We start from the raw sequence: 22,056 nt of genomic DNA on the forward strand, positions 1-22,056 counted from the left end.
GCCAACGCGATCAATCGACCAGCTGGGCTTCCTTCAACGCCCCCAACGCCTCCAGCCAACGCGGCTGCTGGCGGTAATCGGTACGCGCAAAGCCCTGCCCGCGCATCCGCGCGATCCGCGGCGACGGCTTGACCTTCATCCGCTGCGCCGCGCTCAGCGCCAGCTCCGCCGCCGCCCGGTCGTTGCACACCAGGCCCATGTCGCAGCCGGCGCTCAGGGCCGCCTCGATACGACTGGCGGCATCGCCCACCACATGGGCGCCGGCCATGGACAGGTCGTCGCTGAAGATCACCCCGTCGAAGCCCAGCTCGCCGCGCAGGATGTCCTGCAGCCAGCGCCGGGAGAAGCCGGCCGGCTGGTTGTCGACCTGCGGATAGATCACATGGGCCGGCATCACCGCCGCCAACTGGCCGCTCAGGCGGGTGAACGGCACCAGGTCGGTAGCGCGCAGCTGCTCGAGGCTACGTTCGTCGACCGGGATCGCCACATGGGAGTCGGCTTCGGCCCAGCCGTGGCCGGGGAAATGCTTGCCGCAGGCGGCCATGCCCGCGGCGTTCATGCCGCGGATGAACGCACCGGCCAGCTCGGTGGCACGCTGCGGATTGCCTTCAAAGGCGCGGCTGCCGACCACGGCGCTGCGCTGGTGATCGAGGTCCAGCACCGGGGCGAAGCTCAGGTCCAGGCCCACCGCCAGCACCTCGGTGGCCATCAGCCAGCCGCACTGCTCGGCCAGGTACTCGGCATTGGCGTTGTCGGCGATCGCACGCATGGCCGGCAGGCGCACGAAGCCCTGGCGCAGGCGCTGGACACGCCCGCCTTCCTGGTCCACGGCGAGGATCAGCTCGGGGCGGATGGCGCGGATCGACGCGCACAGCTCGCGCACCTGGCGCGGGCTGTCGATGTTGCGGGCGAAGATGATCAGGCCGGCCACTTCGGGCTGGCGCAGCAGATGGCGGTCTTCGGCGGTCAGCCATTTACCGGCGATATCCACCATCAGGGAGCCTTGCAGGCTGGCAGTCATAGGGAGTCCTTCATGGAAAATCCAGGGTGCGCGTCGCCGTAACGCAGACACGCGCAAACATCGGACAACGAAGTGCCCGATGGTTCAGTGGCGAAGCGGCCGTACTGGCGGGGAATGTGGCGGCGGGCAAGGTCATGCATGGGCGCTAGCTTAGCGCAAGCGCCCTGCCCCGCCCAGTGCTCAGGCCTTGGCGGGGGCGGCGGACTTGCTGCGCGGACGCAGTTGCGCCGTGGCCATGGCCTCGTCGGTGACACCGCTGTCGGCGCGCATGCCCGCGGCCAAAAACGGCACCATCAGGCGCATGACCTGCTCGATCGAGGTGTTGATGCCGAAATCGGTCTCGGCGATGGCCCGCAGGGCCTTGATCCCCGACATGCTGAACGCCGCAGCGCCGAGCATGAAGTGAACGCGCCAGAACAGCTCCAGCGGCGGGATGCGCGGCGCGGCCTCGTTGACCAGCAGCATGTAGCGGCGGAACACCTTGCCGTACATGTCTTCCAGGTAACGCCGCAGGTGGCCCTGGCTCTGGCTGAAGGCCAGGCCCAGCAGGCGCATGAAGATGGACAGGTCGTTGTTGCTGCGCGGCTGCACGGCCAGGGCCTGCTCCACCAGCATCTCCAGCAGTTCCTCGAGCGAGGCCTTTTGCTCGGGACGCGCCTGGCGGCGCTCCAGCTCGCGCTCCAGGCTTGCGCAGAACGGCCCCAGGAAGCGCGAGAACACCGCCTGGATCAGGGCCTTCTTCGAACCGAAATGGTAGTTCACCGCCGCCAGGTTGACCCCGGCCTTGCTGGTGATCAGCCGCAATGAGGTTTCCGCGAACCCGCGCTCCGCGAACAGCTGCTCCGCCGCATCGAGGATGCGTTCAACGGTTTCCGATTGGGCCATGACTACTCCGCCTGACAAACAGTTGTTTGAAACATACGTTTCAGGCCTGCCGATGTCAAGGCTGGGTGACCGGTCGGTCGCCATTTAAAAGCGCCAAGACGCAGGCTGCAAGCGACAAGATGCGTCGGCGTTTCGATCTTTCTTGGTCCGGGTGGGTTGCAGCCCGCGAGCCACTGTATATAATCCCAGTCACTGTATAAAAAGACAGAGCGCTCGCCCATGCTGAAACTGACGCCACGCCAAGCCGAGATTCTGGCCTTCATCAAACGTTGCCTCGAAGACAACGGTTTCCCGCCGACACGCGCCGAGATCGCCCAGGAACTGGGCTTCAAATCGCCCAACGCCGCCGAGGAACACCTGAAGGCCCTGGCCCGCAAGGGCGCCATCGAGATGACCCCTGGCGCTTCCCGCGGCATCCGCATTCCCGGCCTCGAGCCAAAGCACGAGGACAGCGGCCTGCCCATCATCGGCCGGGTCGCCGCCGGCGCGCCGATCCTCGCCGAGCAGCACATCGAGGACTCCTGCAATATCAACCCGGCCTTCTTCCATCCCCGCGCCGACTACTTGCTGCGCGTGAACGGCATGAGCATGAAGGACATCGGCATCTTCGACGGCGACCTGCTCGCCGTGCACACTACCCGCGAAGCCCGCAACGGCCAGGTGGTGGTGGCCCGCATCGGCGACGAAGTGACCGTCAAGCGCTTCAAGCGCGAAGGCAGCAAGGTCTGGCTGATTGCCGAAAACCCCGAATTCGCCCCCATCGAAGTCGACCTGAAAGAACAGGAACTGGTGATCGAGGGCTTGAGCGTCGGCGTTCTGCGCCGCTGAACCAGGAGGCGTCATGCAGCCGTTCACCCATGCACCCCAGCAAGCCCAGTTGCCGCTGTTCGAGGCCTTTCTTGCCCAGCCGGTGCTGCCAGGCCTCAAGCCCGCCCCGAAAGCGCGCAAGAACAGCCAGCCCGAGCTGTTCAGCGAGCTGGCCCTGCGCGGCGCGCCCGGGCACTGCCAGAGCCTGCTGGCGCCGATCCTGCGCGATCTCAGCGAAGAGGACGACAGCCGCTGGCTGACGCTCATCGCCCCGCCCGGCAGCCTCACCCAGGCCTGGCTGCGCGATGCCGGCCTCAACCGTGAACGCATCCTGCTCTTGCAACCCGGTGGCAGCCAGACCGCCTTGCAACTGGCCTGCGAAGCCTTGCGCCTGGGCCACAGCCACACGGTGGTCAGCTGGCTGGGCACGCTCAACGCCAATGCCCGCCAACAACTGCAGCGCGCCGCCGCCAACGGAAACGCACAAAGCCTGAACATCCGCCTCGGCTGATGTCCAGGCTTTGCCTGTCAAATGCTTGAAACCCTGGGCAGGCAATCTGCCTCAGTGAAGGACGCGCGGCCCTTCTTCACGCTCGAAGTCACCCTCGACGAGGCGACCGGCCATTTGCACGCCGACGCTGAGCATGGCCTTGGCCACTTCCACATGCTGTCCTTGCAGGAATGCCTTGGCATCCTCGGAGAAATCCAAGGTCACCAGGGAGCCTTCATCTTCGGCGCGGCGCAGCTCGATCCGGCCATCAGGCAACTCGACAATTTCTAGAAAGGACGTTGACATAAAGGGCCTGCTTTTCACGAAAGGCCATCAGTGTACCAGCCATGACGGCGATCAGCACTCACTCAGCGCTTCGCGGAATCGTCTCACCAGGCTTTTCAGGTTCTGTCGCCAGGCTTCGAGCTCCTCTCGGGATAGCTCGGCCGGCTCGGGCTCGTCCAGATTGACAGCCTGGATCAGCGGCTGGGTGACATCGCCCTTCACTTCCTTCTTCGCGACCGGCGGTCGGAACAAATCGGCATAAGCGGCCAGCAGCCGCGCCAGCCAGGTTTCCGACTGGCGGGCCAATTCCAGCAGCTCGGCCATTTCCGGGATCGCCACGCTCTGCAGCACCTCGTCACTGAACAGCAGCTCGGCCCGTGACGCCGAGGCCTGGGGCAGACGGTAGAAGCCGGCGATCTCGTGGCATAGCCCCAACAGCGCGCCATACAGGTGGAACAGTGCCGATTCGCGCTCGGCCTGGAGCAAGCCCTGGGCGTTCATGGCCTGGCTGTCGGCGGCCTTGGCCATGGACTCCAGGGCAAGGCCGGCGAAGAACAGTTTCTGGTTGGTGCGGGTGTAGAGTTCCTGGGCCATTTTCCATGACCTCCCATGGGCAACAAGGCGATATCGCAGTTTCGGGGATAGCCTTGCGTTACCGCAAGCACAAACGATCGCGGGGCAAGCCCGCTCCCACGAGGTTGCAGAGCACCTGTGGGAGCGGGCTTGCCCCGCGATGAGCCTGAGACTCAGATCAGCGCTTGTCTTCGACCTTCCACGCCTTGCCGTCGTAGAACGCCTTCCAGCCGGTCGGCTTGCCGTCGACCTCGGATTGCACGTACTGCTCCTTGGTCTTGCGACTGTAGCGAATCACCGTCGGGCGACCGTCCGGATCCTTCTGCGGCGCTTCGCAGAGGAAGTGGTACTTCGGATCGATCTCGTGCTTGTGCGGGACGATCTCCAGCACCAGCGGCGCGCGGGTCTCGCGGTTCTTCGGGAACTGGCTGGCGGCCAGGAACAGGCCCGAAGCACCGTCGCGCAGCACGTAGGTGTCGTCGACCTTCTCGCACTTGAGCTCCGGCATGTCCACCTTGTCCATCTTCGGCGGCGCCGCCTCGCCGCTCTTGAGCAGCTTGCGGGTGTTCTTGCAGGTCGCGTTGGTGCAGCCGAAGAACTTGCCGAACCGGCCAGTCTTGAGCTGCATCTCGCTGCCGCACTTGTCGCACTCCAGGCTCGGGCCTTCGTAGCCCTTGATGCGGTAGCTACCCTCTTCGATCTCGTAGCCGGCGCAGTCAGGGTTGTTGCCACAGATGTGCAGCTTGCGCTTCTCGTCGAGCAGGTAGGCGTCCATCGCCGTCGAGCAGATCGGGCAGCGGTGCTTGCCGCGCAGCACCAGCGACTCGGACTCGCCCTCGTCGTCGGCAGCGATCTCGTCACCCGGCACCAGGTTCACCGTGGCCTTGCAGCGCTCCTTCGGCGGCAGGCTATAGCCCGAGCAGCCGAGGAACACGCCGGTAGAGGCGGTACGGATCATCATCGGCCGGCCGCATTCCTTGCAGGCGATGTTGGTCAGGGTCGGCTGGTTGGCGCGCATGCCGTGCTCGCTGGACTCGGCGGTCTGCAGCTTCTTGCTGAAATCGCCATAGAACTCGTCGAGGACGTTCTTCCAGTCACGCTCGCCCTGGGCCACATCGTCGAGGTTTTCTTCCATGCCGGCGGTGAAGCCGTAGTCCATCAGGTTGGCGAAACTCTCGGACAGGCGCTCGGTGACGATGTCACCCATCTTCTCGGAGTAGAAGCGGCGGTTGTGCAGGGTCACATAGCCACGATCCTGGATGGTCGAGATGATTGCCGCATAGGTCGAGGGACGACCGATACCGCGCTTTTCCATCTCCTTGACCAGGCTGGCTTCGGTGAAGCGGGCCGGCGGCTTGGTGAAGTGCTGGCTGGGGTCGAGCTGAATCAGCTTGAGCGCCTCGCCCTGGGCCATTTCCGGCAGCACGTCGTCCTCGCCCGGCTTGCTCTGCTGCGGCAGGACACGGGTGTAACCGTCGAACTTGAGGATGCGGCCCTTGGCACGCAGCTCGAACTCGCCGGCCACCACGGTGACGCTGGTGGACAGGTATTGCGCCGGCGGCATCTGACAGGCCAGGAACTGGCGCCAGATCAGCTCGTACAGGCGCTCGGCGTCACGCTCCATGCCGCTGAGCTTGGTCGGATGGGTTGTCACGTCCGACGGGCGAATCGCCTCGTGCGCCTCCTGGGCGCCTTCCTTGCTGCCGTAGACGATCGGCGCGGCGGGCAGGTACTGCTTGCCGAATTCTTTCTCGATGTAGCTGCGCGCCATCTCGACGGCGTCGGTCGACAGGTTGGTCGAGTCGGTACGCATGTAGGTGATGTAGCCGGCTTCGTACAGACGCTGGGCCATCATCATGGTCTTCTTCACCCCGAAGCCCAGGCGGTTGCTGGCGGCCTGCTGCAGGGTGGAGGTGATGAACGGCGCCGAAGGCTTGCTGCTGGTCGGCCGGTCCTCGCGCTTGCTAACGCTGTAGCTGGAGGCCTTGAGCTTCTCCAGCGCGGCCATGGCCTGGGTTTCGTTGAGCGGCTTGAAGGCCTCGCCCTTCTCACGGGCCACCTCGAAACGCACCTTGGCGTTCTTGGCGGTGCCCAGGTCGGCGTGAACTTCCCAGTACTCTTCCGGGTTGAACGCGCGGATCTCGCGCTCACGCTCGACCACCAGCTTCACCGCCACCGACTGCACGCGGCCGGCGGACAGGCCGCGAGCGATCTTGGCCCACAACAGCGGCGAGACCATGTAGCCGACCACGCGATCGAGGAAGCGCCGCGCCTGCTGGGCGTTGACCCGGTCGATATCGAGCTCGCCCGGCTGGGAGAAGGCTTCCTGGATAGCCTTTTTGGTGATCTCGTTGAACACCACGCGCTTGTAGCGGCTGTCGTCACCGCCGATGGCTTCGCGCAGGTGCCAGGCAATGGCTTCCCCCTCGCGATCCAAGTCGGTTGCGAGATAGATGGTGTCGGCATCCTTGGCCAGGCGGCGCAGTTCCTCGATCACCTTCTCCTTGCCGGGAAGGATCTCGTACTTGGCCTTCCAACCTGCCTCCGGGTCGACGCCCATGCGCGCGACCAGGGTGCGGCGTGCCTTCTCCTTCGGCGACAAGGCCGGGGCCTCGGCCGCGGCCTTGCCGCGCTTGGCCGCCGGTTCCTTGCTCGCACTGGCGGAACCGCTGGTGGGAAGGTCACGGATGTGGCCGATACTCGACTTCACCACGTACTGGCTGCCCAGGTACTTGTTGATGGTCTTGGCCTTGGCCGGGGATTCCACAATGACCAGCGATTTGCCCATGGATCGGAGTATTCCTGAATCTGAAGATGAAAAACGCGTCAGGTGCCGGACGCGGCACCGCTATATATAGTGGCAAAAGAGTGAGGTCAAGCGTGGTCGATCACTCGTGCGCCTTGCCAAGCCGCTCGCCCAGCCCCTCTTCGGCCTTGACCAAAGCAAAGCGTGGCACCTGCTCGCCGTCAACCTCGACGGACTCCTGGAACATCGAAAGTGGCCTGACCCAGAAGCTGTAGTCACCATACAGGCACTGGTAGAAGACCATCCACTCTTCGCTCTCGGAATGCCGCGCCGCGCTGAACACGCGGTATTCAGGGCCTTTGTAATGCCGGTACACACCAGGTTGTATCTGCATGTCACTCGCCCTCTTGAACAAATCCTGTAAAAAACAAAAGCCGGGGCACATGGCCCCGGCTGCTGTCCCGCGACGCGATCAGACGCGTTCGAAGACAGTGGTGATGCCTTGGCCCAGGCCGACACACATGGTGGCGACGCCCAGGGTACCGCCATTCTGCTTCATGACGTTGAGCAGGGTGCCGGAGATCCGCGCACCGGAGCAACCGAACGGGTGGCCCAGGGCGATGGCGCCGCCGTGCAGGTTAACCTTCTCATCCATCTTGTCGAGCACTTTCAGGTCCTTCAGCACCGGCAGGGCCTGTGCGGCGAAGGCTTCGTTGAGCTCGAAGAAGTCGATGTCGGCAATGGTCAGGCCAGCGCGCTTGAGGGCTTTCTGCGTCGCCGGGACCGGGCCGTAGCCCATGATCGCGGGATCCACGCCGGCCACCGCCATCGAACGGATCACCGCCAACGGCTGGATCCCCAGGTCCATGGCGCGCTGGCCGGACATGACGATCATGCACGAGGCACCGTCGGTGATCTGCGACGAGGTACCCGCGGTGACGGTGCCACCTTTGGGGTTGAACGCAGGCTTGAGCGACGCCAGGCCTTCGAGGGTGGTTTCCGGGCGAATGGTCTCGTCGTAGTCGAAGACCTTCAGGAAGCCGTTCTCATCGTAACCCTGCATCGGGATGATCTCGTCCTTGAACTTGCCCTCGACCGTCGCCTTGTGGGCGAGCTGGTGCGAACGCAGGCCGAACAGATCCTGTTGCTCACGGGTGATGCCGTGCATCTTGCCGAGCATCTCGGCGGTCAGGCCCATCATCCCGGAAGCCTTGGCGGCGTGCAAGGACATGTGCGGGTTGGGGTCGACGCCGTGCATCATGCTGACGTGGCCCATGTGCTCGACACCACCGACCACGAACACATCGCCGTTGCCGGTCATGATCGCCTGGGCGGCGGTGTGCAGCGCGCTCATCGACGATCCGCACAGGCGGCTGACGGTCTGGGCGGCGGAGGTGTGCGGGATCTGGGTCATCAGCGACGCCATGCGGGCGATGTTCCAACCCTGCTCCAGGGTCTGGTTGACGCAGCCCCAGATCACGTCCTCAACTTCCTTCGGATCGACCTTGTCGTTGCGCTCCAGCAGCTTGCTGATCAGGTGCGCGGACATGTCCTCGGCACGGGTGTTGCGGTGCATGCCACCCTTGGAACGGCCCATCGGCGTGCGACCGAAGTCGACAATCACCACGTCTCTTGGATTCAGGCTCATATCAATATTCTCGCTCTAGCTCGTTGGGCGCTCAGTTGAAGAAGCGCTGGCCGTTCTTGGCCATTTCGCGCAGCTTCGCAGTGGGGTGGTACAGCGGCCCCAGGTCGGCGTACTTGTCGGCCAGTGCGACGAACTCGGCGACCCCGATCGAATCGATGTAGCGCAGCGCGCCACCGCGGAAGGGAGGGAAACCGATGCCGTAGACCAGGCCCATGTCGGCTTCGGCGGCAGTCTCGACGATGCCGTCTTCCAGGCAACGCACGGTCTCCAGGCACAGTGGCACCATCATCCAGTTGATGATGTCCTCGTCGCTGACTTCACGCTGTTCGAAGATGACCGGCTTGAGCACGTCGAGCACGCTGGCGTCGGCGACTTTCTTCGGCTTGCCGCGCTTGTCGGTCTCGTAGGCGTAGAAGCCCTTGCCGTTCTTCTGGCCCAGGCGGTTGGCCTCGTAGAGGGCGTCGACGGCGGAGCGACGATCGTCCTTCATGCGATCCGGGAAGCCTTCGGCCATCACGTCGCGGCCGTGGTGGCCGGTGTCGATGCCGACCACGTCCATCAGGTAGGCCGGGCCCATCGGCCAGCCGAACTTCTCCATGACCTTGTCGATGCGCACGAAGTCGACGCCTGCGCTGACCAGCTTGGCGAAGCCGCCGAAGTACGGGAACAGCACGCGGTTGACCAGGAAGCCCGGGCAGTCGTTGACCACGATCGGGTTCTTGCCCATCTTCTTGGCGTAGGCCACGGTAGTCGCGACCGCGACTTCGCTGGACTTCTCGCCGCGAATGACTTCGACCAGCGGCATCATGTGCACCGGGTTGAAGAAGTGCATGCCGACGAAGTTTTCCGGACGCTTGAGCGCCTTGGCCAGCAGGTTGATGGAGATGGTCGAGGTGTTGGAAGCCAGGATGGCATCTTCCTTCACCTGGCCTTCCACTTCAGCCAGTACCGCTTGCTTGACCTTCGGGTTCTCGACCACGGCCTCGACAACGATGTCGACGTTGGCGAAATCGCCGTAGGACAGGGTCGGACGAATGGCGTTGAGCGCCTCGGCCATCTTCGCCGGGGTCAGGCGACCCTTCTCGACGCGCTTGCCGAGCAGCTTGGAGGCCTCGTTCAGGCCCAGCTGGATGGCTTCCTCGCGGATGTCCTTCATCAGGATCGGCGTGCCCTTGACCGCCGACTGGTAGGCGATGCCGCCGCCCATGATGCCGGCGCCGAGCACGGCGGCCTGCTTCACGTCGTGGGCGATCTCGTCGTGGGCCTTGGCCTTGCGCTTGAGCTCCTGGTCGTTCAGGAACAGGCCGATCAGGCTCTCGGCGACCGAGGTCTTGGCCAGCTTGGCGAAGCCTGCGGCTTCGACTTCCAGGGCCTTGTCACGGCCGAAGTTGGCAGCCTTCTGGATGGTCTTGATGGCCTCGACCGGCGCTGGGTAGTTCGGGCCGGCCTGGCCGGCGACGAAGCCCTTGGCGGTCTCGAACGCCATCATCTGCTCGATGGCGTTGAGCTTGAGCTTTTCCAGCTTGGGCTGGCGCTTGGCCTTGTGGTCCAGCTCGCCGCTGATGGCGCGCTTGATCAGGTCCAGGGCACCGGCCTGCAACAACTCGGGGGCGACCACGGCGTCGACGGCGCCGACCTTCAGGGCGTCCTCGGCACGGTTTTCCTTGCCCGAGGCGATCCATTCGATGGCGTTGTCCGAGCCGATCAGACGCGGCAGGCGCACGGTGCCGCCGAAGCCTGGGTAGATGCCCAGCTTGACTTCCGGCAGGCCGATCTTGGCGCTGCTGGACATGACCCGGTAGTCGGCGGCCAGGCACATCTCCAGGCCGCCACCCAGGGCGATGCCGTTGATGGCGACGACAGTCGGCACCTGCAGGTCTTCGAAGTCATTGAAAATGCGGTTGGCTTCCAGGTTGCCGGCGACCAGTTCGGCCTCGGGCAGCTTGAAGTTGTCGACGAATTCGGTGATGTCGGCGCCGACGATGAACACGTCCTTGCCGCTGCTGACGATCACGCCCTTGATCGAGGCATCGCCCTTGATCACGTCCACGGCCTGACGCAGCTCGTTCAGAGTGAGACGGTTGAACTTGTTGACGGACTCACCCTTGAGGTCGAACTTCAGTTCGACGATGCCGCTTTCAAGAGCCTTAACCGTGATGGCTTTACCTTCGTAAATCATCAACTGATCTCCACGATATGGAAGCTGAACAGTACACGTCGAACGCTGGCGCAAGAGCCGGTCTACCGGTCCCTCGCCCCAGGCACACCCGTCGACGCGCTAATCGGGATTCTGTAAGAGCCGTCTGACATACAAACGCTCAATTCATACGCCCGTTTGACTTGGGTGTGCACACATTCTCCGAAATGAACGGCGTTGTCAAATGCTCGCGAACACCGTGAAAACGCGACTTTCCAGTCATCTTCTACCCGCCGGGTACGAAAACTGATGACAGTGATCGCCGACCATTCATGTCAGCGATAGACCATCAACGACAGCGGACGGCCTTTTTTCTAAACGCATCCGCCAACGACGGCTACACTGGGTCTGCATGAAAGTGTTTCCGGCCTGCCTGGCCTTTTTCTGCGCTGCAGAACGCAAAACGGCGCGCAAGAGCATGGTTGCTCCTGCGCGCCGTTTTGCGTTGGCCAGGTTCAGGCGAGGGTATCGAGGGCCTGGGCAATATCCTGCAAAACAGATTTATCGCCCCGCTCGCTCCAGTACAGGGCGATCATGCGCCGGTCCGCCTCGACCTTGTAGACGGTTTCCGGCAGGCGGGTGAAGACCTCGGCCAGGCGCGGGTCCTCGCAGGGTTCGCGCCACTGGTTCCACCACACGCCCGGGCTGATCTGCCAGTAGCACCAGCAGTCCTCGCGGCCCTTGCGCCGCGCCCGATGGTATTGCGGACAAGGGCTGGGCGGCTCCTTTTCCAGCCAGTGCGGCCACTGCTGCGGCGCCAGCTGCATGGCCAGGCCCATGCGCCGGCCCTCCAGGCGCAGGCTCATCTGCTCGCTCTGCTTGCGCGACTGGCGCAGCCAGGCCAGCGGGCTGAGCATCAGCGCAAGGATTGACACCACCAGCCATACCGTCATATCTGTAGACCTTATAAAGCGTTGCAAATGAGCGGGTTATCCAGGTTTCACGAACGCCCGGCCCGAAAGCGACCATACTTCTACTATCGCGATTGTCAGGAGTACTGCACATGTCCTATGAACATCTTCTGGTCGCCGTCGACCTGACCGAAGAATGCGACCCGGTGATCAAGCGGGCCAAGACCATCGCCCTGGCCAGTGGCGCCAAGGTGTCCCTGGTGCATATCGTCGAACCCATGGCCATGGCCTTCGGCGGCGACGTGCCGATGGACCTCTCGCAGCTACAGCAGCAACAGTTCGACCAGGCCAAGGAGCGCATGGAGCGCCTGTTCAACAAGTACCCGGACATCCAGCGAGGCGACTCGCATCTGGTCTATGGCCAGCCGCGCCAGGAAATCCACGAGCTTGCCAAGAAACAAGCCTGCGACCTGATCGTGGTCGGCAGCCATGGCCGCCATGGCCTGGCGCTGCTGCTGGGCTCCACTGCCAATGACGTGCTGCACGGCGCGCCGTGCGATGTACTGGCGGTGCGGTTGCAGAAGAAAGAATAAGTCAACCTGCTCCGGCCTCTTCGCGGGTAAACCCGCTCCCACAGGCTGGTCACTGCTCCTGAGGCAGCGGCAATCCTGTGGGAGAAATGTGTGTTTGCCTGTACCGGCCTCTTCGCGGGTAAACCCGCTCCCACAGGTTGGTCACCGCTCCTGAGGCAGTGGTAACTCTGTGGGAGCGGGTTTACCCGCGAAAACGCCAGGACAGGAAATCAACCTTCCAGCTCGGCCCAGCGCTCCACCAGCACGTCCAGCTCGCCCTGCAGCTTCTCCAGCTTGGCCAGCACCGCAGAGGTTTCATCGATCGGACGCTGGTAGAAGTTCGAGGCGCCGACCTCTTCCTGCACCTCGGCAATCTGCCGCTCCAGCGCATCGATCTGCCCTGGCAACGCCTCCAGCTCGCGCTGCAGCTTGTAGCTGAGCTTCTTCTTGCTGGCATCGGCAGCGGGCGCGGCGACGGCCGCAGGCGCTTGCTCTTCAACCGGCTTGGCTACCACCGCACTGTTGAGTTCGGACTTGCCGCCCTTGCTCTCGGTCACGCCCAGCAGCTTCGGCGAACCACCCTGGCGGATCCAGTCTTCGTAGCCGCCGACGTACTCGCGCACGCGCCCCTCACCCTCGAACACCAGGGTGCTGGTCACCACGTTGTCGAGGAAGGCCCGGTCGTGGCTGACCATCAGCACCGTGCCCTTGTAGTTGCACAGCACTTCCTCCAGCAGCTCGAGGGTCTCGACGTCGAGGTCGTTGGTCGGTTCGTCCAGCACCAGCAGGTTGGCCGGCTTGCTGAACAGCTTGGCGAGCAGCAGGCGCGCTCGCTCGCCACCGGACAACGCCTTGACCGGCGTGCGCGCGCGCTGCGGGCTGAACAGGAAGTCGCCGAGGTAGCTCAGGACATGGCGGTTCTGGCCATCGATCTCGATGAAATCGCGGCCCTCGGCCAGGTTGTCGATGACGGTCTTTTCCAGGTCCAACTGATGGCGCATCTGGTCGAAGTAGGCCACTTCCAGTTTGGTGCCGCGCTCGACCTTGCCGCTGGTCGGCTCCAGGTCGCCCAGCATCAGCTTGAGCAGCGTGGTCTTGCCGGTACCGTTGGCGCCGAGCAGGCCGATGCGGTCTTCGCGCTGCAGGACCATGGAGAAGTCCTTGACCAGTTTCGGGCCATCCTTGTGAGCGAAGCTGACATCCTCCAGCACCATCACCTGCTTGCCGGACTTGTCCGCCACTTCGATAAGAATGTTCGCCTTGCCCTGGCGTTCACGGCGCTCGCCGCGCTCCACGCGCAGCGCCTTCAACGCACGCACACGGCCTTCGTTACGTGTACGCCGGGCCTTGATGCCCTGGCGGATCCACACTTCTTCCTGGGCCAGCCGCTTGTCGAACAGCGCGTTGGCGGTCGCCTCGGCGGCAAGCTCCGCCTCCTTGTGCACCAGGAAGCTGGCGTAGTCGCCGTTCCAGTCGATCAGCCCGCCACGGTCCAGCTCGAGGATGCGCGTGGCCAGGTTCTGCAGGAAGGAACGGTCGTGGGTGATGAACAGCACCGCACCGTTGAAGCCGTTCAGGGCATCTTCCAGCCAAGCGATGGCACCGATGTCCAGGTGGTTGGTCGGCTCGTCGAGCAGCAGCAGGTCGGGCTCGGACACCAGCGCCTGGGCCAGCAGCACGCGGCGGCGCCAGCCACCGGAGAGCTCGGCCAGGGTCTTGTCGGCGGGCAGCTGCAGGCGGCTCAGGGTGCTTTCCACCACTTGCTGCAAGCGCCAGCCGTCGCGGGCCTCCAGCTCGTGCTGGACATGCATGAGCTTTTCCAGGTCCTCGTCGCCGTGGATGTTCTGGCTTAGGTGGTGGTACTCGGCCAGCAGCTCGCCCACGCCATCCAGGCCCGCGGCCACCACGTCGAACACGCTGCGCTCGTCGGCCACCGGCAGTTCCTGCGGCAATTCGCCGATCTTCAGCCCCGGCGCGCGCCAGATGTCGCCGTCGTCGGGTTTCTGCTCGCCCTTGACCAGGCGCAGCATGCTCGACTTGCCCGTGCCGTTGCGGCCGATGATGCACACCCGCTCGCCACGGGCGATCTGCCAGGACACTTTGTCCAACAGCGGCATGGCGCCGAAGGCGAGGGACACATCGCTGAATTTGAGCAGGGTCATGATCATCTCCAAAAACCGGGCGCGCATTCTACCTGACTTGCCCCTTCACGGCATCAAAAGCCCATCGCCGGCAGCAGGGCGTCGGATAACAACTCGATACAAGCACAGTGCTTTCACCGGCCACCGGCAAACGGCTAAGCTAGGCAGTAATACCCAACAGTGCTGGCTCCGCCGTCACTTTCCATGGTTCTACTGCCCGGACGTATCATGCGCAGCCGCCTGTTACAAATTGCTTCCTGCCTGCTGCTCACCGCCACCGCCGCGAGCGCCGCACAGGCCGTCGACCTCTCCCAGCAGCGTCAGTACTACGACGAGGCCAAGCGCGCCCTGGCCAAGGGCGACAAGGGCCCTTACCTGCGTTACGCGCAGGCGCTGCGCGACTATCCGCTCACGCCCTACCTCACCTACGACGAGCTGACCGCCCGCCTGAAGAGCGCCAGCAACGAGGAGATCGAGGGCTTCCTCAAGGCCCACGGCGACCTGCCCCAGGCCAACTGGATGAAGCTGCGCTGGTTGCGCTGGCTGGCCGAGCGCGGCGAGTGGAACACCTTCACCCGCTACTACGACCCCAAGCTCAACTTCACCGAACTGGACTGCCTCAACGGCCAGTACCAGCTCTCCCATGGCTTGCGCGCCGAAGGCTTCGCCACCGCCGACAAGCTGTGGAACGTCGGCAAGTCCCAGCCCACCGCCTGCGACACCCTGTTCGCGATGTGGGCCGCCGAGGGCCAGTTGACCGAGGCCAAGCGCTGGCAGCGCGCCAAGCTGGCGGCCCAGGCACGCAACTACGGCCTGGCCAGCAGCCTGGTCAAGACCCTCACCACCCTCGCCCCCCAGGGCAAGCTGCTGATCGACGTGGCGCAGAAGCCCGAGCTGCTCAACCAGCCGTCGCGCTTCACCCCCGTCAACGAGGCCATGTCCGACGTGGTCAGCCTTGGCCTGCGCCGCCTTGCCCGCCAGGACCCCGAGCAGGCCATGGCGCTGCTCGACGACTACGCCCAGCGCATGCACTTCTCCCGTGACGAGAAGGTCGCCATCGCCCGCGAGATCGGCCTGACCCTGGCCCGACGCTACGACCCGCGCGCGCTCGACCTGATGACCCGCTACGACCCCGAGCTGCGCGACAACACCGTCAGCGAATGGCGCCTGCGCCTGCTGCTGCGCCTGGGCCGCTGGGAAGACGCCTACGAGCTGACCAAGCGCCTGCCCCAGGACCTGGCCAGCAGCAACCGCTGGAAGTACTGGCAGGCGCGCAGCCTGGAACTGGCCCAGCCGAACAACCCGCAGGTCCCTGTGCTGTACAAGACCGTCGCCCGCGAACGCGACTTCTACGGCTTCCTCGCCGCTGACCGGGCGCAGACGCCCTACCAGCTGAACAACAAGCCGCTGGCGCTCAGCCAGGCGGTGATCAACAAGGTCCGCAACACCCCGGGCGTGCGTCGCGCCCTGGAGTTCCATGCCCGCGGCCAGATCGTCGAGGGCCGCCGCGAGTGGTATCACGTCAGCCGCCACTTCAACCGTGACGAGATGGTCGCACAGGCCCGCCTGGCCTACGACATGCGCTGGTACTTCCCGGCGATCCGCACCATCAGCCAGGCCCAGTACTGGGACGACCTGGACATCCGCTTCCCCATGGCCCACCGCGACACCCTGGTGCGCGAAGCCAAGGTCCGCGGCCTGCATTCGAGCTGGGTATTCGCCATCACCCGCCAGGAGAGCGCCTTCATGGAAGACGCCCGCTCCAGCGTCGGTGCCAGCGGCCTGATGCAGTTGATGCCGGGCACCGCCAAGGAGACCGCGCGCAAATTCAGCATCCCGCTGGCCTCGCCAGCCCAGGTGTTCAACCCGGACAAGAACATCCAGCTCGGCGCCGCCTACCTGAGCCAGGTGCACAGCCAGTTCAACGGCAACCGCGTGCTGGCCTCGGCCGCCTACAACGCCGGCCCCGGGCGCGTGCGCCAGTGGCTCAAGGGCGCCAAGCACCTGAGCTTCGATGTATGGGTCGAGTCGATTCCGTTCGACGAGACGCGCCAGTACGTACAGAACGTGCTGTCGTATTCGGTCATCTACGGGCAGAAGCTCAATTCACCGCAGCCGCTGGTGGATTGGCATGAGCGGTATTTCGACGATATGTGATCGGACCCTATCGCGGGGCAAGCCCGCTCCCACGGTGTGTGGGAGCGGGCTTGCCCCGCGATGGCACTATTCGAGGACCTGGACGGCCATACCCACCTTAAGCTCCCCCTCGCCATCCACCGCCAGGTTCTGGCCGAACAGCACATCCCCTTCCCTCTCGCGAAACGTCTTGAGCGTGGTCAACGGCTCACGGTCCGGGCTGCGCTCGCCGGTGGCAGGATCGAGGGTAGTGAGGATGCAGCGCACGCTCGGCTTGAGCACGCGAAAGGTCATGTCGCCAATGCGGATGCGCTTCCAGCGGTCTTCGGCGAACGCCTCGGCACCTTCGACCACCAGGTTCGGGCGAAAACGCAGCATCTCCATGGGGCGCCCCACCCGACGGCTCAGCTCATCCAGCGAGGCCTGGCCGATCAGCAGCAGCGCAAAACCATCGGGAAAGGCTGCCCGGTCACTGTTCAGGCCGTAGCCGCTAGGCAGGTAGCGGGCCCGCTGCTCCGGGCAATACACCAGCCTGACCGCCTTGCCCAGCAGCTCGCTGAGCCAGGCCGCGGCGGCATCGCCGGCATCGGGCACGCGCAAGGAGTCGCGCCAGATGGTGACGCCGCGCAGGGCGTCGTCGGCTGGCGGCACCGGCACTTCCAGCGGTGCCTGCCCCGGCGCCTGGAGCAGCAGCTGGCCCTGCTCGCCGTAGTCGGCACCGATCTGCCCCAGTCGGGGCCAGGCGCGCTGGGTCAGGAAACGGCCGTTCTCTTCCTCCACCACCAGCCAGCGCCGATCACCGTCCAGGCCCAGATTGCCGACCGAGGACGCTTGCAGGCCCTGGGCCTGCCCCGATTTCACCGGGTATCGATACAACGCACTCAGAAACATCCCTGCTCACCCGCTTTCCATGGAAAAACCAAGCTTACACCTGAGCCTGATCCATGTTCAGACGCTGACGCACCACATCCACCAGGCGGTCGGGCTGGAACTTGGACAGGAAGTTGTCGCAACCGACCTTCTTGACCATCGATTCGTTGAAACTGCCCGACAGCGAGGTGTGCAGCACCACGTAGAGGCCACGCAGGCGCGGGTCGCTGCGGATCTCGGTGGTCAGCCGGTAGCCATCCATCTCAGGCATTTCGGCGTCAGTGAAGATCATCAGCAGCTTTTCGCAGACATTCTCCCCGGCGTCGGCCCAACCCTTGAGCAGGCGCAGGGCCTTGAGGCCGTCACTGGCCACGTGCAGCTTCACCCCCAGTTGCGACAGGGTGTCGCGCAACTGCGCCAGGGCCACGCTGGAGTCGTCCACCAGCAGCACTTCGCGGCCACGCGCGCGGGCCAGCACCGGGTCTTCCAGCTTGTCGCGGGACACCTTGGCGCTGTACGGCACGATCTCGGCCAGCACCTTCTCCACGTCGATGACCTCAACCAGCTTCTCGTCGACCTTGGTGATCGCCGTGAGGTAGTGTTGGCGACCGGCGCTGGCCGGTGGCGGCATGATGGCTTCCCAGTTCATGTTGACGATACGATCAACGCCGCCCACCAGGAACGCCTGCACCGAGCGGTTGTACTCGGTAACGATGATGGTGCTGTCCGGCCCGGGCTGCAGCGGGCGCATGCCGATCGCCTGGGACAGGTCGATCACCGGCAGCGTCTGGCCACGCAGGTTGACCACGCCGCAGACGAAGGAATGGCGCTGCGGCATGAGGGTCAGCTTGGGCAGTTGCAGCACCTCCTGGACCTTGAACACGTTGATGGCGAACAACTGTCGGCCGGCCAGGCGGAACATGAGGATTTCCAGGCGGTTCTCACCCACCAGTTGCGTGCGTTGGTCTACCGTGTCGAGAATGCCAGCCATTGGAAAGCCCCCAGGCGTGAGTCGGTAAAAAATGAATGCATCCCCCTGTATCGGCGGATGCGCGCGCAGCTTGACCCCTTATGGAAAAAGCCACGCCGGGTGATTGATATCACTTTACCATCATGCTTTACTGCTGCCACATCCCGCTGCAGCCGTCGCTCGCAACGAACGACCCGCCTGAATCCTCATCAGGGAATCCCCTAGTAGCAATCGGGTGCAACCTGATGTTCGCAATATCCATTAGCCATTAATGTGACGCCATTCTCACTGCATGAACGGAGTCAGGCTTTTGCGAGCGATCATCTTGGTACGGCCAATCCCTGACGACGGGGCGCCATGATGGATAGCACACCATTGCACAACGCCGCCGTGGCGGCCTTCCTGCAGGATGCACAGGTCCTGCTGGCCAGGTCCCAGGAATGCCTGCAGCACCTGGAACTGATCGCCAACGACCCGGACGCCTGCCACAGTCTCACCACGGCACTTGATACCCTGGCCCGCCGTGCCGACGCGCTCGGCCTGCTCGAGGTCGCCCACTATGCGTTCGCCTTGCAAAAGCTGCTCGCGCCCACCTGTGCCCAGCAGCACCTGCACGGCAGCAGCCTGCCCGCACTGGACGCCTGCCTGACCCTGCTCGACTGGCAACTGGAACTGCTGGACCCGCAGACCGGCCAGCTAGGCATGGACACCGACGAACAACGGCTGCTGCTGGGCGAACTGGCCACCTCCCTGGGCCAGCCGTCCACGCAGCTGTGCGCGGACTGCCAGCAGACAGGGGTGTACTGCGCCCACCCTCATACGGCAAGCACCGGCATCGACTCGCCCGACCGGCAACATTAAATGCAGCCAACTGAGTCACAACTAAGGTCGGCTCAGGATGAAACTTGCAAAGTTGGACAAGTTTTTCCAAATGTTTTTGCGAAGCGGGATTATTAGTTGCCCTGTGCGCACTGGAAACATCATTTAATAATGGCACTCTGCTAGCCAAGCCCTCGACCGCCAGGCCCGCCACAGCCCGGAAAATACGAGGTTTCAAGCAGTTATCCCCCCGCGACCAAATTCAATCAAAGTGATAACATGCGCCCACTCGAACATGCGCGCCCAGGTTATCGGGCGATTGGATCCGCATTCCGCACTTGATTGCAAGCGGGGCGGTAAAACCCCTGGTCAGACGTGTGCAATGCCCCTAACCGCTATAATTCAGTGGCTTCCCTATCTATGCTCCCACGCTTGAAGTTTCTCCAGCGTTGCCGCTCCAGCGTTGCCCTGCTGCGCTGGACGACCGCGCTGCTGTGCGTTGCATCGCTGGCGGCGAACCTGGTGGTATACCTGAGCACCCAGCCGCTGTCGGCCAGCCTGCTGCTGCTGCAACTGCTGGCGATGCTCGGCGTCGGCTGGCACCTGCGCCACTGGGCGCGTTCGATCAGCCTGCGCCCGGCGGAACTGGCCACGCGCATGCTCAAGGTGCAGGAGAGCGAGCGCCAGCGCCTGAGTCGCGAGCTGCACGACGATATCGGCCAGCTGCTGACCGCCGCCAAGCTGCAGGTCGACTGGCTGCAACGCCGGGTACCGGCCGAGCTGCAGGAGCACTGCAGCACCCTGCGCAGCACCCTGGACCTGACCCTGAGCAACGTGCGCGACGTTTCCACCATTCTCAACCCGCGCCAGCTGGCCAGCCTGGGCCTGGAGGCGAGCCTGCGCGCGCATCTGCTGCGCACCCTGGAAAACACCGAGGTGCACTGGAGCCTGGAATGCAAGCAGCGCCTGGGCGGCATCAGCGAAGAGGTGGCCATGGCCGCCTTCCGCATCACCCAGGAGGCGGTCACCAACATGTTGCGCCATGCCGGTGCCCGCAACCTGGTGGTTCGCCTGCAACGCACCTCGGCCGGCCTTGCCCTGTCGATCCACGACGACGGCGGCGGCTTCGTGCCAGCCCAGTCCCCCGCGGATTACGGCCAGCGCGGCATGGCCGGCATGCAGGAGCGGGTGACCGCCCTGCGAGGCAGCCTGACCATCACCAGCCAGCCCGGCCAAGGCACCCAGATCGAAGCCCTCTTTCCATGGCCACCCCGCAGCCAAGAACGCGCCAGGACCCCTGCCCCCGATGACCTGTAGATTACTGCTGGTGGACGACCACTCCCTGATCCGCGCAGGCGTCAGGGCACTGGTATCGGACATCCCCGGTTACACCGTGATCGGCGAGGCCGACGACGGCGGCCAACTTCTGGACCACGTCCTGCGCCTGGCGCCGGACATCGTCCTGCTGGACATTTCCATGCGTTCGACCAGCGGCCTGGACGCGCTGACGCAATTGCGCGCAAACGGTTGCACCTGCAAGGTCCTGATCCTGTCGATGCACACCGACCCGGAAATGATCATGCGCGCCCTGGAAAGCGGCGCCCACGGCTACCTGCTCAAGGACACCACGGCCACCGAGCTGGAACAGGCGCTCACTGCGCTGTGCAACGACGAACGCTACCTCAGCCCGGCCATCGCCCACACCGTCATCAACCAGGCCCTGCTACGCGCGCAGAACGGCCGCCAGCCGAGCAGCGAAGGTCATAACCTGACGGGGCGTCAGCTGGAGATCCTGCGCCTGATCGTGCGCGGCAAGTCGACCCGGGAGATCGCCGCCGGCCTGGGCCTGTCGATCAAGACCGTGGAGACCCACCGCTCGCAGATCATGAAGCGCCTGCAGATCTACGACGTGGCAGGGCTGGTGCTGTTCGCCGTGCGCGAGAAGATCATCAGCCTGGACGACTGAGCAGCGGCGAGTCCGTCGGCAGGTGCATGCGCAACGCCTGCGCCACGGCCTCGAAGCGCAGGCTGGCGGCTTGCAGTGGCTCGCCGTCAAGGTTCATGTCCAGCCCCTGGGCGCCCTTGATTTCCACCCACGGCAGCCGCGCGCGGACAAACAGGCCGTCGCCGGCCAACAGGTCGCGCAGGGCGCCGGCAATCTCCTGTGGCGCAGGCAGGATGCCGATGTCCAGCAGGCCATCGTCCACCGTCGCCTCCGGGCACAGCACGTGCCCGCCGCCGGCCTGGCGGCCGTTGCCGATGCCCAGCGCCAGTAACTGACCCTGCCACTGGAAGCCTGGTCCCTGCAGTTCCACCGAGGCGGCCTGTAGCTCGCTGAAGCGCGACAGGCCGGTGAACAGGTAGGCCGCCGCGCCCAGCACCTTCTTCAGGTCTTCCGAGGTATTGGCCGTGACCTGACTGCCGAAACCACCGGTGGCCATGTTCAGGAACAACTGGTCACCCACCCGCCCCAGGTCGATCGGCCGCGCCGGCACCTCCAGCAGGTCGAGCGCCGCCTGTGGCTCGAGGGGCACGCCGGCCGCCTTGGCGAAATCGTTGGCAGTGCCCAGCGGTAACAGCGCCAGGCTGGCCTGGGTGGCGGCCAGGCCCATGGCTTCGGCCACATCACGCAACGTGCCATCGCCACCCCCGGCCACCACCTGGGCATAACCCGCCACCAGCGCCTCGCCGACCAGGCGCTGGGCATCACCGCCCTCCCAGGTCAGTCGCACATCCAGGGTCCAGCCCCGCTCGCGCAACTGGCCCACCGCGGCTCGCACCTCTTCGTTGCCAGCCTGTTTGCCATGCAGGATCAACAGTGCCTTGCGCTCGCTCATGCTGTTCTCCCCGAAAAGAAATGCCCTACCGCAATCTCGACCACTGCAACGAGCAGATTGCTCCCTGCAACGCCGAAAAACCGCCGCTTCACACAAATGCCATTGAAAGCCGGACGCCACAGGTGCATCATCTGACAAATATTTGGCCATAACGGACGAAGCCGACTCGAAAAGTCATTTTATTGACTTTGCGCCGCCAGACGCCTGA

Annotated in this window: 20 protein-coding genes; 7 read left to right on the top strand and 13 right to left on the bottom strand. The window is 64.4% G+C overall.

What is annotated here, in order from left to right:
- Window positions 1–10: 10 nt before the first annotated feature.
- Window positions 11–1,009, bottom strand: coding sequence for a beta-N-acetylhexosaminidase (nagZ, locus tag DMX06_RS16980; protein WP_181427853.1), 999 nt, complete (start codon window positions 1,007–1,009; stop codon window positions 11–13).
- Between the two features lie 192 nt (window positions 1,010–1,201).
- Window positions 1,202–1,906 (bottom strand): TetR/AcrR family transcriptional regulator, encoded by a 705-nt coding sequence (locus DMX06_RS16985; RefSeq protein WP_028692735.1) that lies wholly within the window; start codon window positions 1,904–1,906, stop codon window positions 1,202–1,204.
- Between the two features lie 219 nt (window positions 1,907–2,125).
- Here DMX06_RS16985 and lexA point away from each other — a divergent pair, with 219 nt between their 5' ends.
- Both lexA and sulA read left to right on the top strand, forming a co-directional pair.
- The gene (gene lexA / locus DMX06_RS16990) at window positions 2,126–2,734 is read left to right on the top strand and encodes a transcriptional repressor LexA (RefSeq protein WP_110738526.1); all 609 of its coding nucleotides are present in this window, start codon (window positions 2,126–2,128) and stop codon (window positions 2,732–2,734) included.
- A gap of 13 nt (window positions 2,735–2,747) precedes the next feature.
- Complete coding sequence (gene sulA / locus DMX06_RS16995) at window positions 2,748–3,224, top strand: SOS-induced cell division inhibitor SulA (protein ID WP_110738527.1); 477 nt, start codon at window positions 2,748–2,750, stop codon at window positions 3,222–3,224.
- 51 nt (window positions 3,225–3,275) lie between these two features.
- Here the strand turns inward: sulA and DMX06_RS17000 are convergent, their stop codons facing one another.
- From DMX06_RS17000 to DMX06_RS17030, 7 genes are all read right to left on the bottom strand, one after another.
- On the bottom strand, window positions 3,276–3,509 hold the full coding sequence (locus DMX06_RS17000; RefSeq protein ID WP_023630868.1) for a hypothetical protein: 234 nt from the start codon (window positions 3,507–3,509) through the stop codon (window positions 3,276–3,278).
- Between the two features lie 51 nt (window positions 3,510–3,560).
- Complete coding sequence (locus DMX06_RS17005) at window positions 3,561–4,082, bottom strand: DUF6586 family protein (RefSeq protein WP_110738528.1); 522 nt, start codon at window positions 4,080–4,082, stop codon at window positions 3,561–3,563.
- Between the two features lie 157 nt (window positions 4,083–4,239).
- Window positions 4,240–6,849: a type I DNA topoisomerase gene (topA, locus tag DMX06_RS17010; RefSeq protein ID WP_110738529.1), complete on the bottom strand. Its 2,610-nt coding sequence runs from the start codon at window positions 6,847–6,849 to the stop codon at window positions 4,240–4,242.
- 100 nt (window positions 6,850–6,949) lie between these two features.
- Window positions 6,950–7,201: a DUF1653 domain-containing protein gene (locus tag DMX06_RS17015; protein WP_050704830.1), complete on the bottom strand. Its 252-nt coding sequence runs from the start codon at window positions 7,199–7,201 to the stop codon at window positions 6,950–6,952.
- Between the two features lie 78 nt (window positions 7,202–7,279).
- Window positions 7,280–8,455, bottom strand: coding sequence for an acetyl-CoA C-acyltransferase FadA (gene fadA, locus DMX06_RS17020; protein WP_050704829.1), 1,176 nt, complete (start codon window positions 8,453–8,455; stop codon window positions 7,280–7,282).
- 31 nt (window positions 8,456–8,486) lie between these two features.
- Entirely contained in the window at window positions 8,487–10,634 is a 2,148-nt protein-coding gene (gene fadB, locus DMX06_RS17025) for a fatty acid oxidation complex subunit alpha FadB (protein WP_050704828.1), read from the bottom strand.
- 473 nt (window positions 10,635–11,107) lie between these two features.
- On the bottom strand, window positions 11,108–11,545 hold the full coding sequence (locus DMX06_RS17030) for a hypothetical protein (RefSeq protein ID WP_110738530.1): 438 nt from the start codon (window positions 11,543–11,545) through the stop codon (window positions 11,108–11,110).
- Between the two features lie 110 nt (window positions 11,546–11,655).
- Between DMX06_RS17030 and DMX06_RS17035 the strand changes: the two genes are divergently transcribed.
- Window positions 11,656–12,096, top strand: coding sequence for a universal stress protein (locus tag DMX06_RS17035; protein ID WP_050704826.1), 441 nt, complete (start codon window positions 11,656–11,658; stop codon window positions 12,094–12,096).
- Between the two features lie 209 nt (window positions 12,097–12,305).
- Here DMX06_RS17035 and DMX06_RS17040 read toward each other — a convergent pair whose 3' ends face one another.
- Window positions 12,306–14,237, bottom strand: a complete 1,932-nt coding sequence (locus DMX06_RS17040; protein ID WP_110738531.1) for an ATP-binding cassette domain-containing protein — start codon at window positions 14,235–14,237, stop codon at window positions 12,306–12,308.
- Window positions 14,238–14,444: 207 nt separating this feature from the next.
- Between DMX06_RS17040 and DMX06_RS17045 the strand changes: the two genes are divergently transcribed.
- Entirely contained in the window at window positions 14,445–16,373 is a 1,929-nt protein-coding gene (locus DMX06_RS17045; protein WP_110738532.1) for a transglycosylase SLT domain-containing protein, read from the top strand.
- 66 nt (window positions 16,374–16,439) lie between these two features.
- Here the strand turns inward: DMX06_RS17045 and DMX06_RS17050 are convergent, their stop codons facing one another.
- Together DMX06_RS17050 and DMX06_RS17055 are read right to left on the bottom strand one after the other, a co-directional pair.
- Window positions 16,440–17,243: an MOSC domain-containing protein gene (locus tag DMX06_RS17050; RefSeq protein ID WP_110738533.1), complete on the bottom strand. Its 804-nt coding sequence runs from the start codon at window positions 17,241–17,243 to the stop codon at window positions 16,440–16,442.
- Window positions 17,244–17,277: 34 nt separating this feature from the next.
- Window positions 17,278–18,213: a chemotaxis protein CheV gene (locus DMX06_RS17055; RefSeq protein WP_110738534.1), complete on the bottom strand. Its 936-nt coding sequence runs from the start codon at window positions 18,211–18,213 to the stop codon at window positions 17,278–17,280.
- A gap of 339 nt (window positions 18,214–18,552) precedes the next feature.
- On the opposite strand from DMX06_RS17055, the gene DMX06_RS17060 reads away from it, so the two are divergent.
- The 3 genes from DMX06_RS17060 to DMX06_RS17070 all read left to right on the top strand — a co-directional run bounded on the left by DMX06_RS17060 (window position 18,553) and on the right by DMX06_RS17070 (window position 20,977).
- Window positions 18,553–19,053, top strand: a complete 501-nt coding sequence (locus DMX06_RS17060; RefSeq protein WP_110738562.1) for a histidine kinase — start codon at window positions 18,553–18,555, stop codon at window positions 19,051–19,053.
- 378 nt (window positions 19,054–19,431) lie between these two features.
- Complete coding sequence (locus tag DMX06_RS17065) at window positions 19,432–20,328, top strand: sensor histidine kinase (RefSeq protein WP_110738535.1); 897 nt, start codon at window positions 19,432–19,434, stop codon at window positions 20,326–20,328.
- On the top strand, window positions 20,318–20,977 hold the full coding sequence (locus tag DMX06_RS17070; protein WP_110738536.1) for a response regulator: 660 nt from the start codon (window positions 20,318–20,320) through the stop codon (window positions 20,975–20,977). The genes DMX06_RS17065 and DMX06_RS17070 overlap by 11 nt, the downstream gene beginning before the upstream one ends.
- Here the strand turns inward: DMX06_RS17070 and yegS are convergent.
- On the bottom strand, window positions 20,961–21,848 hold the full coding sequence (gene yegS / locus DMX06_RS17075) for a lipid kinase YegS (protein ID WP_110738537.1): 888 nt from the start codon (window positions 21,846–21,848) through the stop codon (window positions 20,961–20,963). The two genes, DMX06_RS17070 and yegS, sit on opposite strands and share 17 nt — an antisense overlap.
- Window positions 21,849–22,056 lie beyond the last annotated feature (208 nt).

Source organism: Pseudomonas mosselii (genome assembly GCF_003205295.1).
GTDB lineage: Bacteria > Pseudomonadota > Gammaproteobacteria > Pseudomonadales > Pseudomonadaceae > Aquipseudomonas > Aquipseudomonas mosselii_B.